General features: G+C 62.4%; 13 protein-coding genes. 6 read left to right on the top strand and 7 right to left on the bottom strand.

What is annotated here, in order from left to right:
• The 4 genes from M0954_RS21995 to M0954_RS21980 form a co-directional block, all read right to left on the bottom strand.
• On the bottom strand, window positions 1-296 hold a 296-nt coding region (locus M0954_RS21995), incomplete at its 3' end, for a PfkB family carbohydrate kinase (protein ID WP_297355476.1).
• Window positions 297-361: 65 nt separating this feature from the next.
• Window positions 362-1,177, bottom strand: a complete 816-nt coding sequence (locus M0954_RS21990; RefSeq protein WP_297355474.1) for a DeoR/GlpR family DNA-binding transcription regulator — start codon at window positions 1,175-1,177, stop codon at window positions 362-364.
• Between the two features lie 326 nt (window positions 1,178-1,503).
• Window positions 1,504-2,664: an ABC transporter substrate-binding protein gene (locus tag M0954_RS21985; protein ID WP_297355472.1), complete on the bottom strand. Its 1,161-nt coding sequence runs from the start codon at window positions 2,662-2,664 to the stop codon at window positions 1,504-1,506.
• 67 nt (window positions 2,665-2,731) lie between these two features.
• Entirely contained in the window at window positions 2,732-3,673 is a 942-nt protein-coding gene (locus M0954_RS21980) for a CysB family HTH-type transcriptional regulator (RefSeq protein WP_122153924.1), read from the bottom strand.
• 215 nt (window positions 3,674-3,888) lie between these two features.
• On the opposite strand from M0954_RS21980, the gene M0954_RS21975 reads away from it, so the two are divergent.
• From M0954_RS21975 to cobA, 6 genes are all read left to right on the top strand, one after another.
• On the top strand, window positions 3,889-5,568 hold the full coding sequence (locus M0954_RS21975; RefSeq protein ID WP_122153925.1) for a nitrite/sulfite reductase: 1,680 nt from the start codon (window positions 3,889-3,891) through the stop codon (window positions 5,566-5,568).
• 23 nt (window positions 5,569-5,591) lie between these two features.
• Window positions 5,592-6,143, top strand: a complete 552-nt coding sequence (locus M0954_RS21970) for a DUF934 domain-containing protein (protein ID WP_122153926.1) — start codon at window positions 5,592-5,594, stop codon at window positions 6,141-6,143.
• Entirely contained in the window at window positions 6,140-6,892 is a 753-nt protein-coding gene (locus tag M0954_RS21965; protein ID WP_122153927.1) for a phosphoadenylyl-sulfate reductase, read from the top strand. The genes M0954_RS21970 and M0954_RS21965 overlap by 4 nt, the downstream gene beginning before the upstream one ends.
• An 89-nt stretch (window positions 6,893-6,981) precedes the next feature.
• On the top strand, window positions 6,982-7,944 hold the full coding sequence (cysD, locus tag M0954_RS21960) for a sulfate adenylyltransferase subunit CysD (RefSeq protein ID WP_122153928.1): 963 nt from the start codon (window positions 6,982-6,984) through the stop codon (window positions 7,942-7,944).
• Between the two features lie 58 nt (window positions 7,945-8,002).
• A complete protein-coding gene (locus tag M0954_RS21955) occupies window positions 8,003-9,316 on the top strand; it encodes a GTP-binding protein (RefSeq protein WP_297355469.1) in 1,314 nt (437 codons plus the stop codon).
• Window positions 9,317-9,402: 86 nt separating this feature from the next.
• Window positions 9,403-10,158, top strand: a complete 756-nt coding sequence (gene cobA, locus M0954_RS21950; RefSeq protein ID WP_122153930.1) for a uroporphyrinogen-III C-methyltransferase — start codon at window positions 9,403-9,405, stop codon at window positions 10,156-10,158.
• Between the two features lie 137 nt (window positions 10,159-10,295).
• Here the strand turns inward: cobA and argH are convergent, their stop codons facing one another.
• From argH to ppc, 3 genes are all read right to left on the bottom strand, one after another.
• Window positions 10,296-11,702, bottom strand: a complete 1,407-nt coding sequence (gene argH / locus M0954_RS21945) for an argininosuccinate lyase (RefSeq protein WP_122153931.1) — start codon at window positions 11,700-11,702, stop codon at window positions 10,296-10,298.
• A 97-nt stretch (window positions 11,703-11,799) separates the two neighbouring features.
• Window positions 11,800-12,615: a helix-turn-helix transcriptional regulator gene (locus M0954_RS21940; protein WP_122155587.1), complete on the bottom strand. Its 816-nt coding sequence runs from the start codon at window positions 12,613-12,615 to the stop codon at window positions 11,800-11,802.
• Window positions 12,616-12,662: 47 nt separating this feature from the next.
• A partial coding sequence (gene ppc / locus M0954_RS21935; RefSeq protein ID WP_297355468.1) for a phosphoenolpyruvate carboxylase occupies window positions 12,663-14,571 on the bottom strand: 1,909 nt, incomplete at its 5' end.

The following is a 14,571-nucleotide window of genomic DNA, read 5'->3' as shown; positions in this document are numbered from 1 at the left end:
GTCTGCCCCTTGATGACGGCGATACCCGAGACGTCCACGCCATCGGAGCGCAAGCGCTCGACGTTGAGCGTGCCGAAGTCGTCGTCGCCGACGCAGCCGATCATCGCGCAGCGGCTGCCCAGGCGCGCCACCTGATCGATGAAGATCGCCGGCGCGCCGCTTGCATATGGGCCGATCAGCGTGCCCGGTTTGCGGAACGACTGGCCGCGCTCGGTCGCCATGATTTCGACGAGGATCTCGCCCATCGTCAGGATGTAGCCGGTCTTGCCGGTGCTGTGAGATCTCGAATCAGGCATGGCGTGTTTTCGTTTGAAATCTGTGGTTCATGGCGTCTCTTCCTTGAATTTCCTCGAATGGACCGTTAGCGCGTGGCTCGCCGGAACTCGAGAATTCCGTTTTCGCGTCGGTGTAGTTCAAGCTGCTTGCGTGGAAACAGGTCCATCGTGGGCGGATCGATGCCATCGTCGATCACCAGTCCGCCGATATCGCTGAGGTTGCAAAACACATGGCCGTCGCGCTCGGACAGTTGCGGCTGATACGCGACGACGACGGTGCGGGCGGCGCTCTGGGTGGCAGCATGAAACACCCGCGCGAGGCTCGGGTCGACGCACAGCAGATTGCCGTCGCGGTCCAGACCTGACGCTTCGAGAATGCAGAGGTCGAGCGAGCGCGTGGTGACGGAGCGCTCCGCTTCAGGTCCGGTCAAGGTGGTGCCCTCCTCGATGAGATGACCACCGGTGAGCTGCAACTCGCCGTGCACGAAGCGCTGGGCCGTCTGGGCCATGGCGATGTCGTTTAGCAGCAGCGACAGGTTCGAGCAATCGGACAGCAGCGGCAGCACCTTATGGACGATTTCGCCAGCGCCGAGCATCAGCGATTCGTGGTCGTCCACGGATTCGGCTGCGAAACGCGCAATTGCCATTTCTGCGGCCTTGCGCGTAGCGCCGTCCGACAACGGCATCAACACACGTTCACCGGGGCGTTGCGCCAGATAGCGCGCCTTGCCGAACGAGCGCACCAGGTAGCGCTGCTGTTCGAGGTAGGTCAGATCGGTACGGATGGTCACGCTCGACACGTCGAAAGCCTGGCTGAGCTCCTCGACCGATACCTCGCCGCGCTTGCGGACCATTTCGACGATCTGCAGGCGCCGCTTCAGGGAACTCTTGTTAGCCAGCATGTCTCCGCTCTTCGAAAGAAAACGCTTTTGTTTCGAAAGATAATAGTTTCGAATCGAAAGAGAGTCAAAGGAAAGCGTGGCCGCTGGGGTTGTGGTTTTCCCTGGATGGGCGGCGGCGGAGGGCGAGTGGATGCGTGCGCCTTTCGGAAAGAAAGGCGGCGCGGGAAACAGGGGACGGCGCAGAGATGTTGCGGGCTGATGCGCCGCAAGGCGGATAACAGACTAGCGCGGGGTGACGCGCGTGACGCAAGGCCCAGGGGTGGGTGCCGGTGGATTCCGGGCAGTCCAAGCTTGGCGGCATGGGCCGGATTCCCGGCCCGCCAGGCTCACTGACTCAGATAAACGAACTTCCCGTCCTTAATGATGCCCATCACGCTGGCGCGCTGATCGAGCCCGACGTGATCCTTCGCGCTGCTGTTGACCACGCCGTTCGGTACGACCAATTCGTGCGCATGTTCCAGCTCATCGCGCAGCGCGACACGGAACGCCTGCGTGCCCGGTTGCGCCGTCTTCAGCGCTCGCGTCACCGCGTCCTGCAGTCGCGGATAAACCCCCGCCGCATCGCCCGCGAACTGCGTGACCGAGCCCGGACCGTACTTCGCCTCATACGCATTCACGAACGCCAGCGCCGCCTTCTTCGCCGGATGATCCGCGGGCAGCGTGCGCGCCACCACGACCGGTTGCGTCGGGAATAGCGTGCCTTCGACATCCTTGCCGCCGAGCTTGATGAACTCCGGCGTCGCAATCCCGTGCGTCTGATAAATCGCGCCCTTGAAGCCGCGTTCGATCAGTGTGCGCTGCGGCAACACCGTCGGCGTGCCGGCACCCGCGATCAGGATCGCATCGGGACGCGCCGCCATCACCTTCAGCACCTGCCCCGTTACGCTCGCATCGGTGCGGTTAAAGCGTTCGGTCGCAACCAGTTGGATATGCCGAAGCGCCGCGAACTTCGAAAACTCGTTGAGCCAGCTTTCGCCGTAGCCGTCGGCGAAGCCGATAAACCCCACCGTCTTGACGTTATGGTTCGACATGTAGCGCGTCATCACATCGGCCATCGCGCTATCGGTCTGCGCCATCTTGAAGGCCCACACGCGCTTGCCTTCCTGTGGCTCGACCACGCTCGCCGAGCCGACCAGCGTGATCATCGGCGTCTGGCTTTCCGCGACCGGATCCAACGCGGCGATCGCAGCCGGCGTGATATTCGGCCCGACGATCACGTCGACGTGGTCCTCGTTGATCAGTTTGTGGATGTTGCGTACCGCGGCGCCCGGATCGGAGCCGTCGTCCAGAATGATGTAGTCGGCTTTCTGGCCGGCGATCGTGTCTGGCCACATCAGCATCGCGTTCTTGCTGGTAATGCCGATCACGGCCGCGGGGCCGGTGCTCGACAGATCGATACCGACTTTCAGGTCGGCGTGCGCGGCCGTTGCCGCAACGAGTGCCCCGAACACGGCGATGCCGCGCAGGGTCTTTTTATACGACGTCATCGGAAGTCTCCGAAACGGTAAACGGGAAGGAAAGCAGGAAGAGGGCAGTGCAAAACGGTGAATTGAATCACAGCTCGTACGATTCGTGTTCGCCCTTGAGCGCCTGTTCGATGAGCTTGCGGTTCATGCTCGGCGACAGCAGTTCGACGAGCGTATACACATAGCTGCGCAGATACGCTCCGTTTTTAAGCGCGAGCCGCGTCACGTTGCTGCCGAACAGATGGCCGACCGGCATTGCCCGCAGATGGCGGTCGCGCTCGGCGTTAAAGGCGATATCGGCCATGATGCCCACGCCCAGCCCCAGTTCGACGTAAGTTTTGATCACGTCGGCGTCGATCGCCTCGAGCACGATGTCCGGCGACAACCCGCGCAAGCGGAACGCCTCGTTGATCTTGGTACGGCCGGCGAACGCGTTGTCATACGTAATCAGCGGGAATTGGCTCAGATCGTCGAGCGACAGCAGCTTGCGGTCGAGCAACGGATGGTCCGGCTGCATCACGGCAATGTGGTGCCACTGGAAGCACGGCAGCGAGACCAGCTCCTTATAGTTAGCGATCGCTTCGGTGGCGATCGCCAGATCCGCCTGGTCGTGAATCACCATCTCGGCGACCTGTGTCGGGCTGCCTTGCAGAATCGAAAGGTGAACTTTTGGGAAGCGCTTCTTGAATTCTGCGATAGCGGCCGGAAGTGAGTAGCGTGCTTGCGTGTGGGTGGCTGCGATGACGAGGTTGCCCTGATCCTGCGCTGCGTAATCTTTACCGACGCGCTTCAGGCTCTCGACCTCCTGCAGGATCTTTTCGACGGAAGCGAGGATAATGCGCCCCGGCTCGGTCAACGAGCGGACGCGTTTGCCGTGCCGGGTGAAGATTTCGACGCCCAGCTCGTCTTCCAGCTCGATGATCGCCTTCGAGACGCCAGGCTGGCTCGTATACAGTGCCTTGGCCGCTAGGGTGAGGTTGAAGTTCTGCCGCACGGCCTCACGCACGAAGCGGAACTGGTGCAGGTTCATATATAACCTCTATGCATATCAAAAGAATTTTTTAGTCGTTTGAAGTATATGGGGAGTTTATTACTATTTCCCCATCTTTTTCAATATGGATATCTGTTTTTGTCATTAGCAAATGAGCGGGGGTCTGGAAGGTCCGCTCAACCTTACTGGCAAAGGCTGAGATCTTTGCGCGGCGCAACCGGAGCGCGGCGTGTAACGCAAACTGGGGTCCCCGAATGTACCAATACGATCAGTACGACCAGACCATCGTCGATGAACGGGTCGCGCAGTACGCCGACCAGGTTCGCCGCCGCTTGTCGGGCGAATTGAGCGAAGAGGAGTTCCGTCCGCTGCGCCTGCAGAACGGCCTGTATATGCAGCGTCACGCGTACATGCACCGCATCGCCATTCCTTACGGCAACCTGCGCAGCGACCAGATGCGCGTGCTGGCCACCATCGCGCGTGAACATGACCGCGGTTACGGCCACTTTTCGACGCGCTCGAACATCCAGTACAACTGGATCCAGCTCGAAGAAACGCCGGAAATCCTGCGCAAGCTCGCGGCCGTGCAGATGCACGGCATTCAGACCTCGGGCAACTGTATCCGCAACATCACGGCCGACCAGTTCGCTGGCGTCGCGCCTGACGAAGTGGTCGATCCGCGTCCGTGGGCCGAAATTCTGCGTCAATGGTCGACGTTCCACCCCGAATTCGCCTGGCTGCCGCGCAAGTTCAAGATCGCCGTCTCCGGTTCGAAGGAAGACCGGGCCGCCGTGCAGATCCACGATCTGGGCGTGTATCTGAAGAAGAATGAGCAGGGCGAGCTGGTGGTCGACATCCTGGCCGGCGGCGGCATGGGCCGTACACCGATCGTCGGCGCGATCATCCGCCGCGACCTGCCGTGGCAGCATCTGTTGACCTATGCCGAAGCCGTGCTGCGCGTATACAACCGCTACGGCCGCCGCGACAACCTGTACAAGGCCCGCATCAAGATCCTCGTCAAGGCCTTGAGCCCGGAGAAGTTCTCGACGCAGGTCGAAGAGGAATGGCAGCACCTGAAGGACGGTCCGTCGACGCTCACGCAGGCCGAAGTCGACCGTGTTTCGCAAGGTTTCGCGCCGCCGCAGTACGAAAAGCTGCCGGATACGGACGCTTCGTTCGAAAAGCATCTGCTGGAAAATCGCGGCTTCGCCCGCTGGGTCGAGCGCAATGTGCGCCCCCACAAAGTGGCGGGTTATGCTTCGGTGACGTTGTCGTTGAAGCCGACCACGATCGCCCCTGGCGACGCGACGGACGTGCAGATGGAAGCCGTGGCCGACTGGGCCGACCAGTACTCGCTCGGCGAAATCCGCGTGTCGCACGAACAGAACCTGATTCTGGCGAACGTGCAGAAGCGCGACCTGTTCGACCTGTGGGAAAAAGCCAAGGCGCAAGGCTTTGCGACGGCAAATATCGGGTTGCTCACCGACATCATCGCGTGCCCGGGCGGCGATTTCTGCTCGCTGGCGAATGCGAAGTCGATTCCGATTGCTTTGGCGATTCAGGAACGCTTCAACGATCTGGATTACGTGTATGACCTCGGCGACGTGTCGCTGAACATTTCGGGCTGTATCAACGCCTGCGGCCACCATCACATCGGCAACATCGGCATTCTGGGCGTCGATAAGGACGGCTCGGAGTGGTATCAGGTGACGCTTGGCGGCGAGCAGGGAACGGGAGCGACTGGCGCGCATGTCGGCCGCGTGATCGGCCCGTCGTTCGCAGCGGAAGAGATGCCGGACGTGATGTCGAAGGTGATCGATACGTTCGTGGAGCATCGCATTGAAGGCGAGCGCTTCATCGAGACGTATAACCGGATCGGCATCACCCCGTTCAAGGAACGCGTGTACGCCTCGCGTCAACCGGCTCACGCGTAACCGCGACAAAGGATATCGAACAGATGGCTTCTATCATCAAGAACCGCACGATCGTGAGCGATGACTGGACGGTCGTGCGTGCAGCGGAAGACGGCGCATTGCCCGCAGTAGACGCGCTGCCGGCCGGCAAGATCATTGTGCCGTTGGCGCTGTGGCAGGCTGAGCGCGATGCGCTGACGGCTTCGCGTAGCGCCGCTGAAATCGCAGTGTGGCTTGCGGCGGACAGCGAACCGGCGGATATCGTCGCCGACTTCGACAAGGTCGCGCTGATCGCGGTCGACTTCCCGGTGTTCCGCGACGGCCGCGGTTACAGCATTGGGCGTCTCGTGCGCGAGCGTTATGGTTACAAGGGCGAGATTCGTGCGATCGGCGACGTGCTGCGCGATCAACTGACGTTCATGTTCCGCTGCGGCTTCGACGCTTACGCCGTGCGCGCCGACAAGGACCTGCATGACGCGCTGAAAGCTTTCGACGAATTTACCGTGCAGTATCAGGGTGCAGTGGATAACCCGTCGCCGCTGTTCCGCCGCCGCGAAGCCGCTACCGCCGCCGCTGCGGAGAAGGCTTCGGTATGACTACCGTCGCCACTGCAGTTGCCGCTATCGGGCCGGAACTGGCCGCGAAGATCGAGCGCCTCGACGCGCTGCTCGATTCGATCGCGGCCCGTCACGACAAGGTGAAGTTCGCGAGCAGCCTCGCGGCGGAAGACATGCTGCTCACCCACGCCATCCTGTCGCGCAAGGTCAGGATCGGTATCTTCTCGCTGAACACGGGCCGTCTCCACGCGGAAACGGTCGGGATGCTCGACCGCGTGCGCGCGCGCTATGGCTACGAGATCGAGCAGTTTCATCCGCAAACGGCGGCGGTCGACGAATACGTCGCCTCGCACGGCCTGAACGCGTTTTACGAAAGCGTCGATCTGCGCAAGCGCTGCTGCGAGATTCGCAAGGTCGAGCCGCTGAACCGCGCGCTGTCGGACGTTAGCGCCTGGGTGACGGGTCAGCGCCGCGAGCAATCGGTGACGCGTGCCGAACTGCACGAGGAAGAGCACGACGCGGCGCGCAATATCGCCAAGTTCAATCCGCTCACGGACTGGACCGAGGCCGATGTGTGGGCATACCTGACGGCGTTCGATGTGCCTGTCAATCCGCTGCATGCGCGCGGGTATCCGAGCATCGGCTGCGAGCCGTGCACGCGGGCGATCCGTCCCGGCGAGGATAGCCGGGCAGGGCGCTGGTGGTGGGAGTCGCGCGACACGAAGGAATGCGGCCTGCATATCACCACGATCCCAATCGCTGTCATCGGCGAAAACGCCTCCGCCTGATCGCCGAAGCCGGTTTCGATTCTCGATAGAATGAATATTTGCGTGACGCGGGCAGCCGCCGGCGACACCCACTCACGAAGGACCCGAACATGAGCACTACGCTCGATTCCACTGTTAACGTACCGCATACGGACACTGCAACCCGGATGGATCACCTCGACTGGCTCGAAGCCGAATCGATTCACATCCTGCGCGAACTGGTCGCCGAATGCAGCAAGCCTGCGCTGCTGTTCTCGGGCGGCAAGGACTCGGTCGTTGTGCTGCACCTGGCGCTGAAGGCGTTCGGCCTCGGCGCGAACCGCAAGACCGTGCTGCCGTTCCCGCTCGTGCATATCGACACGGGCCATAACTATCAGGAAGTGATCGACTTCCGCGACCACCGTGCCGAGCAGATTGGCGCGGAACTGGTGATTGGCCATGTCGAAGATTCGATCAAGCGCGGCACCGTGCGTCTGCGCCGCGAAACGGACTCGCGCAATGCCGCTCAAGCGGTCACGCTGCTGGAAACAATTGCTGAACATGAGTTTACGGCGCTGATCGGCGGCGCGCGTCGTGATGAAGAAAAGGCCCGCGCGAAAGAGCGGATCTTCTCGTTCCGCGACGAATTCGGTCAATGGGATCCGAAGGCACAGCGCCCGGAACTGTGGAGCATCTACAACGCGCGTCTGCACAACGGCGAGCACCTGCGCGTGTTCCCGATCTCGAACTGGACCGAACTGGACGTGTGGCAATACATCGCCCGCGAACAGCTTGAACTGCCGTCGATCTACTACGCGCATCAGCGCGAAATCGTGCGCCGCAATGGGCTGCTGGTGCCGGTCACGCCGCTCACACCGATGCGTGAAGGCGAGACCAGCGAACTGGCGCAAGTGCGTTTCCGCACCGTGGGCGACATTAGCTGCACCTGCCCGGTGGAAAGCGACGCGGACGATCTCGAGAAGATCATCGCCGAAACGGCCGTGACCGAAATCACGGAACGCGGCGCGACGCGGATGGATGATCAGGTATCCGAAGCCGCGATGGAACAGCGCAAGAAGCAAGGTTATTTCTAGGCATGGGACGGGAGTTTGTGGTTTGCACTAACTCCGGTCGACACAGAGCAGGGGCATCATGAATATTCATCAACCGCAAGACCTCGGTGTGCTGCGCTTTATCACGGCGGGTAGCGTTGACGACGGCAAGAGCACGCTGATCGGGCGTCTGCTTTACGACAGCAAGGCGGTGCTTTCGGACCAGCTGTCCGCACTGTCGCGCGCAAAAAACAAGCGCACCGTAGGCGACGAAATCGATCTGTCTCTGCTGACGGACGGCCTTGAAGCCGAACGCGAGCAGGGCATTACGATCGACGTCGCGTATCGCTACTTCGCGACGGCCAAGCGCAAGTTCATCATTGCCGATACACCGGGCCACGAGCAATACACGCGCAACATGGTCACGGGTGCATCGACGGCGCATGCTGCGATCATCCTGGTGGATGCCACGCGCGTGACGTTCGTGGATGGTGTGGCGCAATTGCTGCCGCAAACGAAGCGCCATAGCGCGATCGTCAAACTGCTTGGTTTGCAGCATGCGATTGTTGCGATCAACAAGATGGACCTGGTCGACTACAGCGAGACGCGCTTCAACGAAATCCGCGATGCGTATGTCGAACTGGCGCGTCAACTGGGCTTGGCCGATGTGCGCTTCGTGCCGGTATCGGCGCTCAAGGGCGACAACATCGTGACGCTGAGCGAACGTATGCCGTGGTACGGCGGCGAGCCGCTGCTGGACCTGCTCGAAGCGTTGCCGGTAGAGATTCCGACTGGCCAGGCGCTGCGTTTCCCGGTGCAATGGGTGGCACGCCAGGACGGCAGCCAGGCCGACGATTTCCGCGGCTACATGGGGCGTATCGAAGCGGGCGAAGTGAAGGTGGGCGACACGATTGTGGTGCTGCCGGCGAACCGCGAAGCGACGGTGGCGGAAATCATCGCCCCGGTGCCGGGCGGCACGGCGCAGGTGGAACGTGCGTTCGCGGGCCAGACGGTGACGATTCGCCTGGCGGAAGACGTGGATGTCTCGCGCGGCGATACGTTCGTGCTGCGCGAAGCGGCGCCGGAACCGGCGAAGAAGCTGGAAGCCGACCTGTGCTGGTTCGACGAGACGCCTTTGTCGACGCCGCGCAAGTATCTGTTGAAGCAGACGACGAACACCGTATTCGCGCGGATTGGTGCGATCAGGCAGGTGCTGGACGTGCATACGCTGTCGCACGCGACGGACCGTCACGATCTGACGATGAACGACATTGGCCGGGTGGCATTGACGCTGCAAAAGCCGGTGGTGTGCGACGTGTATGACTCGCATCAGGGCACGGGGGCATTCGTGCTGATTGACGAGGCGACGCACCACACGGTGGCGGCCGGGATGATCCGGGCGTTTTCGGCTTAAGGGCTTGAAGGTCTGAATGGGCGCTAGCCGGGCGTGCGCTCGCGGCCAGGGGTTTGGGACGGACCGTACGAATGAGGTTGAGGCAAATGGGTAAGGTGTATCTGATCGGTGCAGGGCCAGGGGCAGCGGATCTCATCACGGTTCGGGGCGCGCGACTGCTGGGTCTGGCGGATGTCGTGTTGCACGACGCGCTGGTCGAACCGGCGATGCTCGAGTACGCGCCGCATGCGCGCAAGATTGCGGTGGGCAAGCGGTGCGGACAGCTGTCGACGGCGCAGCAGTTCATCAACAAGCAGATTGTGGATGCGGCGCAGGAACATGCGGTTGTGGTTCGCCTGAAGGGCGGCGATCCGATGTTGTTTGGGCGTGCCGATGAGGAGATGCGGGCGCTGGAGGCGGCGGGGATCGAGTATGAGGTGGTGCCTGGGATTACTGCTGCGCTGGCTAGTGCGGCGGCTTTGAAGCGGTCTTTGACGTTGCGCGGTGTTTCTCGTAGCGTGGCGTTGGCTACTCATAGCCGGGCGGCTGATAGTGAGGCGATTCGCGAGCAGGTGAATGCGGATTCGCTGGTGTTTTATATGGGAAGGGATAGTGGGCCAGAGATTGCGCAGCAGTTGATTGATGCTGGGCGCGATGGGCTTACGCCTGTGGCTATTGTTGAGGCTTGCAGCACGGCTCGTGAAAGGATGCTCACGCTCACGCTTTCTGAGCTTGCCTCTGGTTTGGCTCAGCAGTGGCTTGATGCTTCGCAGCCTAGTCTTCTTATGATTGGGCAGGCGTTTGCCGCGCGGGTCGGGCAAGAAGAGGTCTCTTCTTTGGAAGCGTTGCTTAGCGCTGCGTAAAGGGCGGGGTTTTGATTTGCCTGGGCGGCCCCCCGCACAGGGGCATCACTATTAGACCACTAAGAAAGCAAGGAAAGGCCAACGCCGCAAGGAAAACAGCCAAACCGAGGCGCCGCAGGCAAAACCAGCCCAAGCACTTACTTGAGTGCTTCCCGCGCTGCAGAAACAGCCAATCGAACCTGCTCAGGCGCAGTCCCGCCTGCATGATTCCGACTAGCCACAGACCCCTCAAGCGTCAAATACTCAAATACATCCTCACCGATGAGGTGAGCCACATTGGGCAATTCACCCCGCATCTCATCGAGAGAAAGATCCGCCAAATCGCAGTTGCGATCGACACAAACACGCACAGCATGGGCCACCGCCTCATGCGCATCACGGAACGGCAACCCACGCTTGACGAGATAATCAGCCAGATCCGTAGCAGTGGAAAAACCTTGCAACGCCGCAGCCCGCATAGCCTGCGGCTTCACCGTAATCCCCGTCACCATCTCGGCAAAAATCCGCAACGTATCCGCCACCGTATCCACCGTGTCGAACAGCGGTTCCTTGTCTTCCTGGTTGTCCTTGTTATATGCCAGCGGCTGACCCTTCATCAACGTCAGCAATGCCATCAAATGCCCATTCACGCGACCCGTCTTGCCCCGAGCCAACTCCGGCACGTCCGGGTTCTTCTTCTGCGGCATGATCGAGGAGCCCGTGCAAAAACGGTCCGCCAGATCGATAAAGCCCACTCGCGGGCTCATCCACAACACCAGTTCTTCCGAGAGACGCGACACGTGTGTCATCACCAGCGCCGCCGCTGCCGTGAACTCGATCGCAAAGTCGCGATCCGATACTGCGTCCAGCGAGTTCGCGCAAATGCCGTCGAAACCCAGTGTCTTCGCCACCGCATGACGGTCGATCGGGTAGCTCGTGCCGGCGAGTGCCGCCGCGCCCAGCGGCAAGCGGTTCACGCGCGTGCGGCAGTCGCGCATGCGCTCGGCGTCGCGCGCGAACATCTCCACGTACGCCAGCAAGTGATGGCCGAACGTCACCGGCTGCGCGACCTGCAAATGCGTAAAGCCCGGCATGATCGTTTCAGCGTTTTGCTCTGCCAGGTCGATCAGCGCCGCGCGTAGATCCTTCAGCAGGCCGCCAATCCGGTCGATTTCGCCGCGTAGCCACAAGCGGATGTCCGTCGCCACCTGGTCGTTGCGTGAGCGGCCCGTATGCAGGCGCTTGCCCGCGTCGCCGATCAGCGCCGTCAGGCGCGCTTCGATGTTCAGATGCACGTCTTCCAGGTCGAGTTGCCACTCGAACTCACCGCGTTCGATCTCGCCCTTGATCTGCGCCATGCCGCGCTGGATGGCCGCGACGTCGTCCGCGCCGATGATCTTCTGCGCAGCCAGCATCGCAGCATGCGCGAGCGAGCCTTCGATATCGACCAGCGCCAGTCGCTTGTCGAAGAAAACCGACGACGTGTAGCGTTTGACGAGATCCGACATCGGCTCGGAGAAGCGAGCCGACCAGGCTTCGCCTTTTTTATGCAGTTGGGACGTCATGGTGTTGGGCAGTGAGGAACGTGCGGTGAAAAAGCTTTCGGCAGTAGAGGCGTCGCCGAAACGAACAAGGCATCGATTTTAACATCCGGCAGCGCCGCTACTCCCGTACTAGCACCACCAGCTTCAGATCTTCCCGGTGCGCCGGCTTGAACGTGATCTGGTCGTACACCACTCGTCCATCGCGCGGATGGTTGAATTCGCGCCGGCCGCCTTCGCGCTCGCCCACGTCCTGCGAGGCCCAGAAGCGCGCGAACGCGTCGCTCGTGCTCGTCAGTGTGTCGATCAGGCTGTGCGTGGGCGCGTCCGCCAGATGACGGATCGAGTCGGCGCGAAATTCGGCGGCGAGCCTCCGGGCGCGCGTCTCCCAATCGACGATCAGCTCGCGCGCCGCCGGTTCCGTGAACGTGAAGCGCAGCAGATTGCGGTCGTGCACGCCGTCCAGCCAGCCCACAAACAGGTCGGCCGCACGCTCGTTCCACGCGAGCGCGTTCCATTGCCGGTCCAGCACGTAGGCCGGGGCGTTCACCAGCTGGACGGTTTCGATCAGCGTTGCAGGGGCATCGGTCGCGGCCGGGTCGGGCTCCGCCGGGTCGCGTTGTGCCGCCAGCTCGAACAGATAGGCCCGCTCGGCGCGCGACAGTTGCAGCGCGACGGCGATCCGCGCGAGCGCCTCGGCGGACGCCGAAACCGGCCGTCCTTGCTCGATCCACGTGTACCAGGTGGGACTGACCCCGCACAACTGCGCGACTTCCTCACGGCGCAGGCCTGGCGTGCGACGGCGCGGCCCGGGCGGCAGGCCTGCCGCCTGCGGCGAAAGCCGCTCGCGGTGGGCGCGGATGAAGTCGCCCAGCGCGTGTGCGGGCGTCGCATCGAGCGGCGGCGGGGACGGGTCGGCAGGGGACGGCGGGATCATCGTGTCGGCAAAGGGAGTGTTGTTGATTTTACCCAAAAGCCGCTACCTCAACCCGTATTGCGCAGCCCCGCCGCAATCCCGTTGATCGTCAGGTGAATCCCGCGCCGCAGCCGCGCATTCGAATCGCCCGAACGGTGGCGCTTGAGCAGCTCCACCTGCAAGTGATTGAGTGGATCGAGGTACGGGAAGCGGTTCTTGATCGAGCGCGCGAGCAGCGGGTTATCCGCGAGCCGTTCGCTCTTGCCGGTGATCTCGGAGAGCACCTTCGAGGTACGCTCCCATTCCGCGACGATGCGCTCGAACACGTGCTTGCGCAGCTTCTTGTCGCTCACCAGCGCGGCATAGCGCGAGGCAACCGCGAGGTCGGTCTTTGCCAGCACCATATCCATGTTCGACAACAGATTCGCGAAGAATGGCCACGTCTTGTGCATCTTCTTCAGCAGCCCGAGGCGGCGTGCCCGTTCGGCATCGGAGGGGGCGCTGTCCAGATGGGCGGCTACCGCGCTGCCGAAGCCATACCAGCCCGTCAGCAACAGGCGGCATTGACCCCATGAGAACCCCCATGGAATTGCCCGCAGATCTTCGATCTTGCGCTGCTTCGGATCCTGCAGCTTGCGCGAGGCCGGACGACTGCCGATGTTCAGTTCGGCGATCTCCGCAATCGGCGTCGATTCGAAGAAATACTCCTTGAAACCAGGCGTTTCGTAGACCAGCGCGCGATACGACGCCATCGCGGCATCCGACAGTTGCTGCATGGTCTCCTCGAAGGCCGGCAGTTGCGCGGGCGTGTTGCCGTGCGGCAGCAGCGATGCCTCGAGCGTAGCGGCGACCACGGTTTCGAGGTTGCGCCGGCCGATTTCCGGGTTGCCGAACTTGCTGGCAATCACTTCGCCCTGTTCGGTCAGGCGGATCTGGCCGTCCACCGTGCCCGGCGGTTGCGACAGGATGGCCTGATAGGTCGGGCCGCCGCCGCGTCCGACTGTGCCTCCGCGGCCGTGGAACAGCCGCAGCGTCACGCCACGTTCGTTGAAGAGCGACACCAGCGCGAGTTCGGCGCGATACAGCTCCCAGTTGGAGGTGAGAAAGCCACCGTCCTTGTTACTGTCGGAATAGCCGAGCATGACTTCCTGCTCGCCGCCCTGATGTTCGATCAGCGTCTCGACGCCCGGCAGCGCGATCAGATCGCGCATGATATGCGGCGCGTTTTGCAAGTCGGGAATCGTCTCGAACAGCGGGATCACCATCAGCGCGGCCTTGGCCGGCTCGTGCGCGCTGCCGAGCAGCCCTTGCAGCAGGCCGGTTTCCTTTTGCAGCAGCATCACTTCCACCAGATCGCTGACGGTTTCCGTGTGCGAAATGATGTAGTTGCGCACGGCGCGCGCGCCGAACTTCTCGCGCGTCACGCGGGCAGCTTCGAGCACGCCCAGTTCGCTTTTTACCAGATCCGAGTACTCGAGATACGGTGAGCGCAACAGGCGCGGCTGCGCGAGTTCGGCCAGCAGCACACGCAGCTTGTCGGCTTCGGACAAACCGGCGTAGTCGGCTTCCACGCCAGCGTATTTGAGCAATTCAGCGATCACCGCTTCGTGGATGTCCGAGCTTTGCCGCAAGTCGATGCTGGCAAGGTGGAAGCCGAAGACTTCGGCGGCGCGCGCGAGCGGCGACAGACGCGGGCTCGCCAGCGACGCACCGTGGTGCTCCGCGAGCGAATCGATCAGCACGTGCAGGTCCTGCACGAAGGCATCGGAGTCGGCATACGGTTGCGCGCGCACCGGCGCGGCACCGCGGCCGGCGCTGCGCAACGGCACGGCGCCCTCGCCGAGCCGCACGCGCGCGCTCGCCGCGAGGCGCGTGTAAATGCCGATCAGCGCGCGGCGATAGGGCTCGTCGACGCGATGCGGCGACTGGTCCGGCGACGCCTCGGCCAGTTCTTTGAGCGCGTCGCTTGCGCCCGTC

Source organism: Paraburkholderia sp. (assembly GCF_026225065.1).
GTDB lineage: Bacteria > Pseudomonadota > Gammaproteobacteria > Burkholderiales > Burkholderiaceae > Paraburkholderia.
This window is presented reverse-complemented; position numbering and strand designations above follow the sequence as displayed.

Excerpts from the sequence above, each read along its gene's own strand:
- M0954_RS21970 (WP_122153926.1), top strand. The coding sequence starts at position 5,592 with ATGGCTTCTATCATCAAGAACCGCACGATCGTGAGCGATGACTGGACG.
- M0954_RS21940 (WP_122155587.1), bottom strand. The coding sequence starts at position 12,615 with ATGATCCCGCCGTCCCCTGCCGACCCGTCCCCGCCGCCGCTCGATGCG.
- M0954_RS21980 (WP_122153924.1), bottom strand. The coding sequence starts at position 3,673 with ATGAACCTGCACCAGTTCCGCTTCGTGCGTGAGGCCGTGCGGCAGAAC.
- argH (WP_122153931.1), bottom strand. The coding sequence starts at position 11,702 with ATGACGTCCCAACTGCATAAAAAAGGCGAAGCCTGGTCGGCTCGCTTC.
- cobA (WP_122153930.1), top strand. The coding sequence starts at position 9,403 with ATGGGTAAGGTGTATCTGATCGGTGCAGGGCCAGGGGCAGCGGATCTC.
- M0954_RS21965 (WP_122153927.1), top strand. The coding sequence starts at position 6,140 with ATGACTACCGTCGCCACTGCAGTTGCCGCTATCGGGCCGGAACTGGCC.
- M0954_RS21975 (WP_122153925.1), top strand. The coding sequence starts at position 3,889 with ATGTACCAATACGATCAGTACGACCAGACCATCGTCGATGAACGGGTC.
- M0954_RS21990 (WP_297355474.1), bottom strand. The coding sequence starts at position 1,177 with ATGCTGGCTAACAAGAGTTCCCTGAAGCGGCGCCTGCAGATCGTCGAA.
- cysD (WP_122153928.1), top strand. The coding sequence starts at position 6,982 with ATGAGCACTACGCTCGATTCCACTGTTAACGTACCGCATACGGACACT.
- M0954_RS21985 (WP_297355472.1), bottom strand. The coding sequence starts at position 2,664 with ATGACGTCGTATAAAAAGACCCTGCGCGGCATCGCCGTGTTCGGGGCA.
- M0954_RS21955 (WP_297355469.1), top strand. The coding sequence starts at position 8,003 with ATGAATATTCATCAACCGCAAGACCTCGGTGTGCTGCGCTTTATCACG.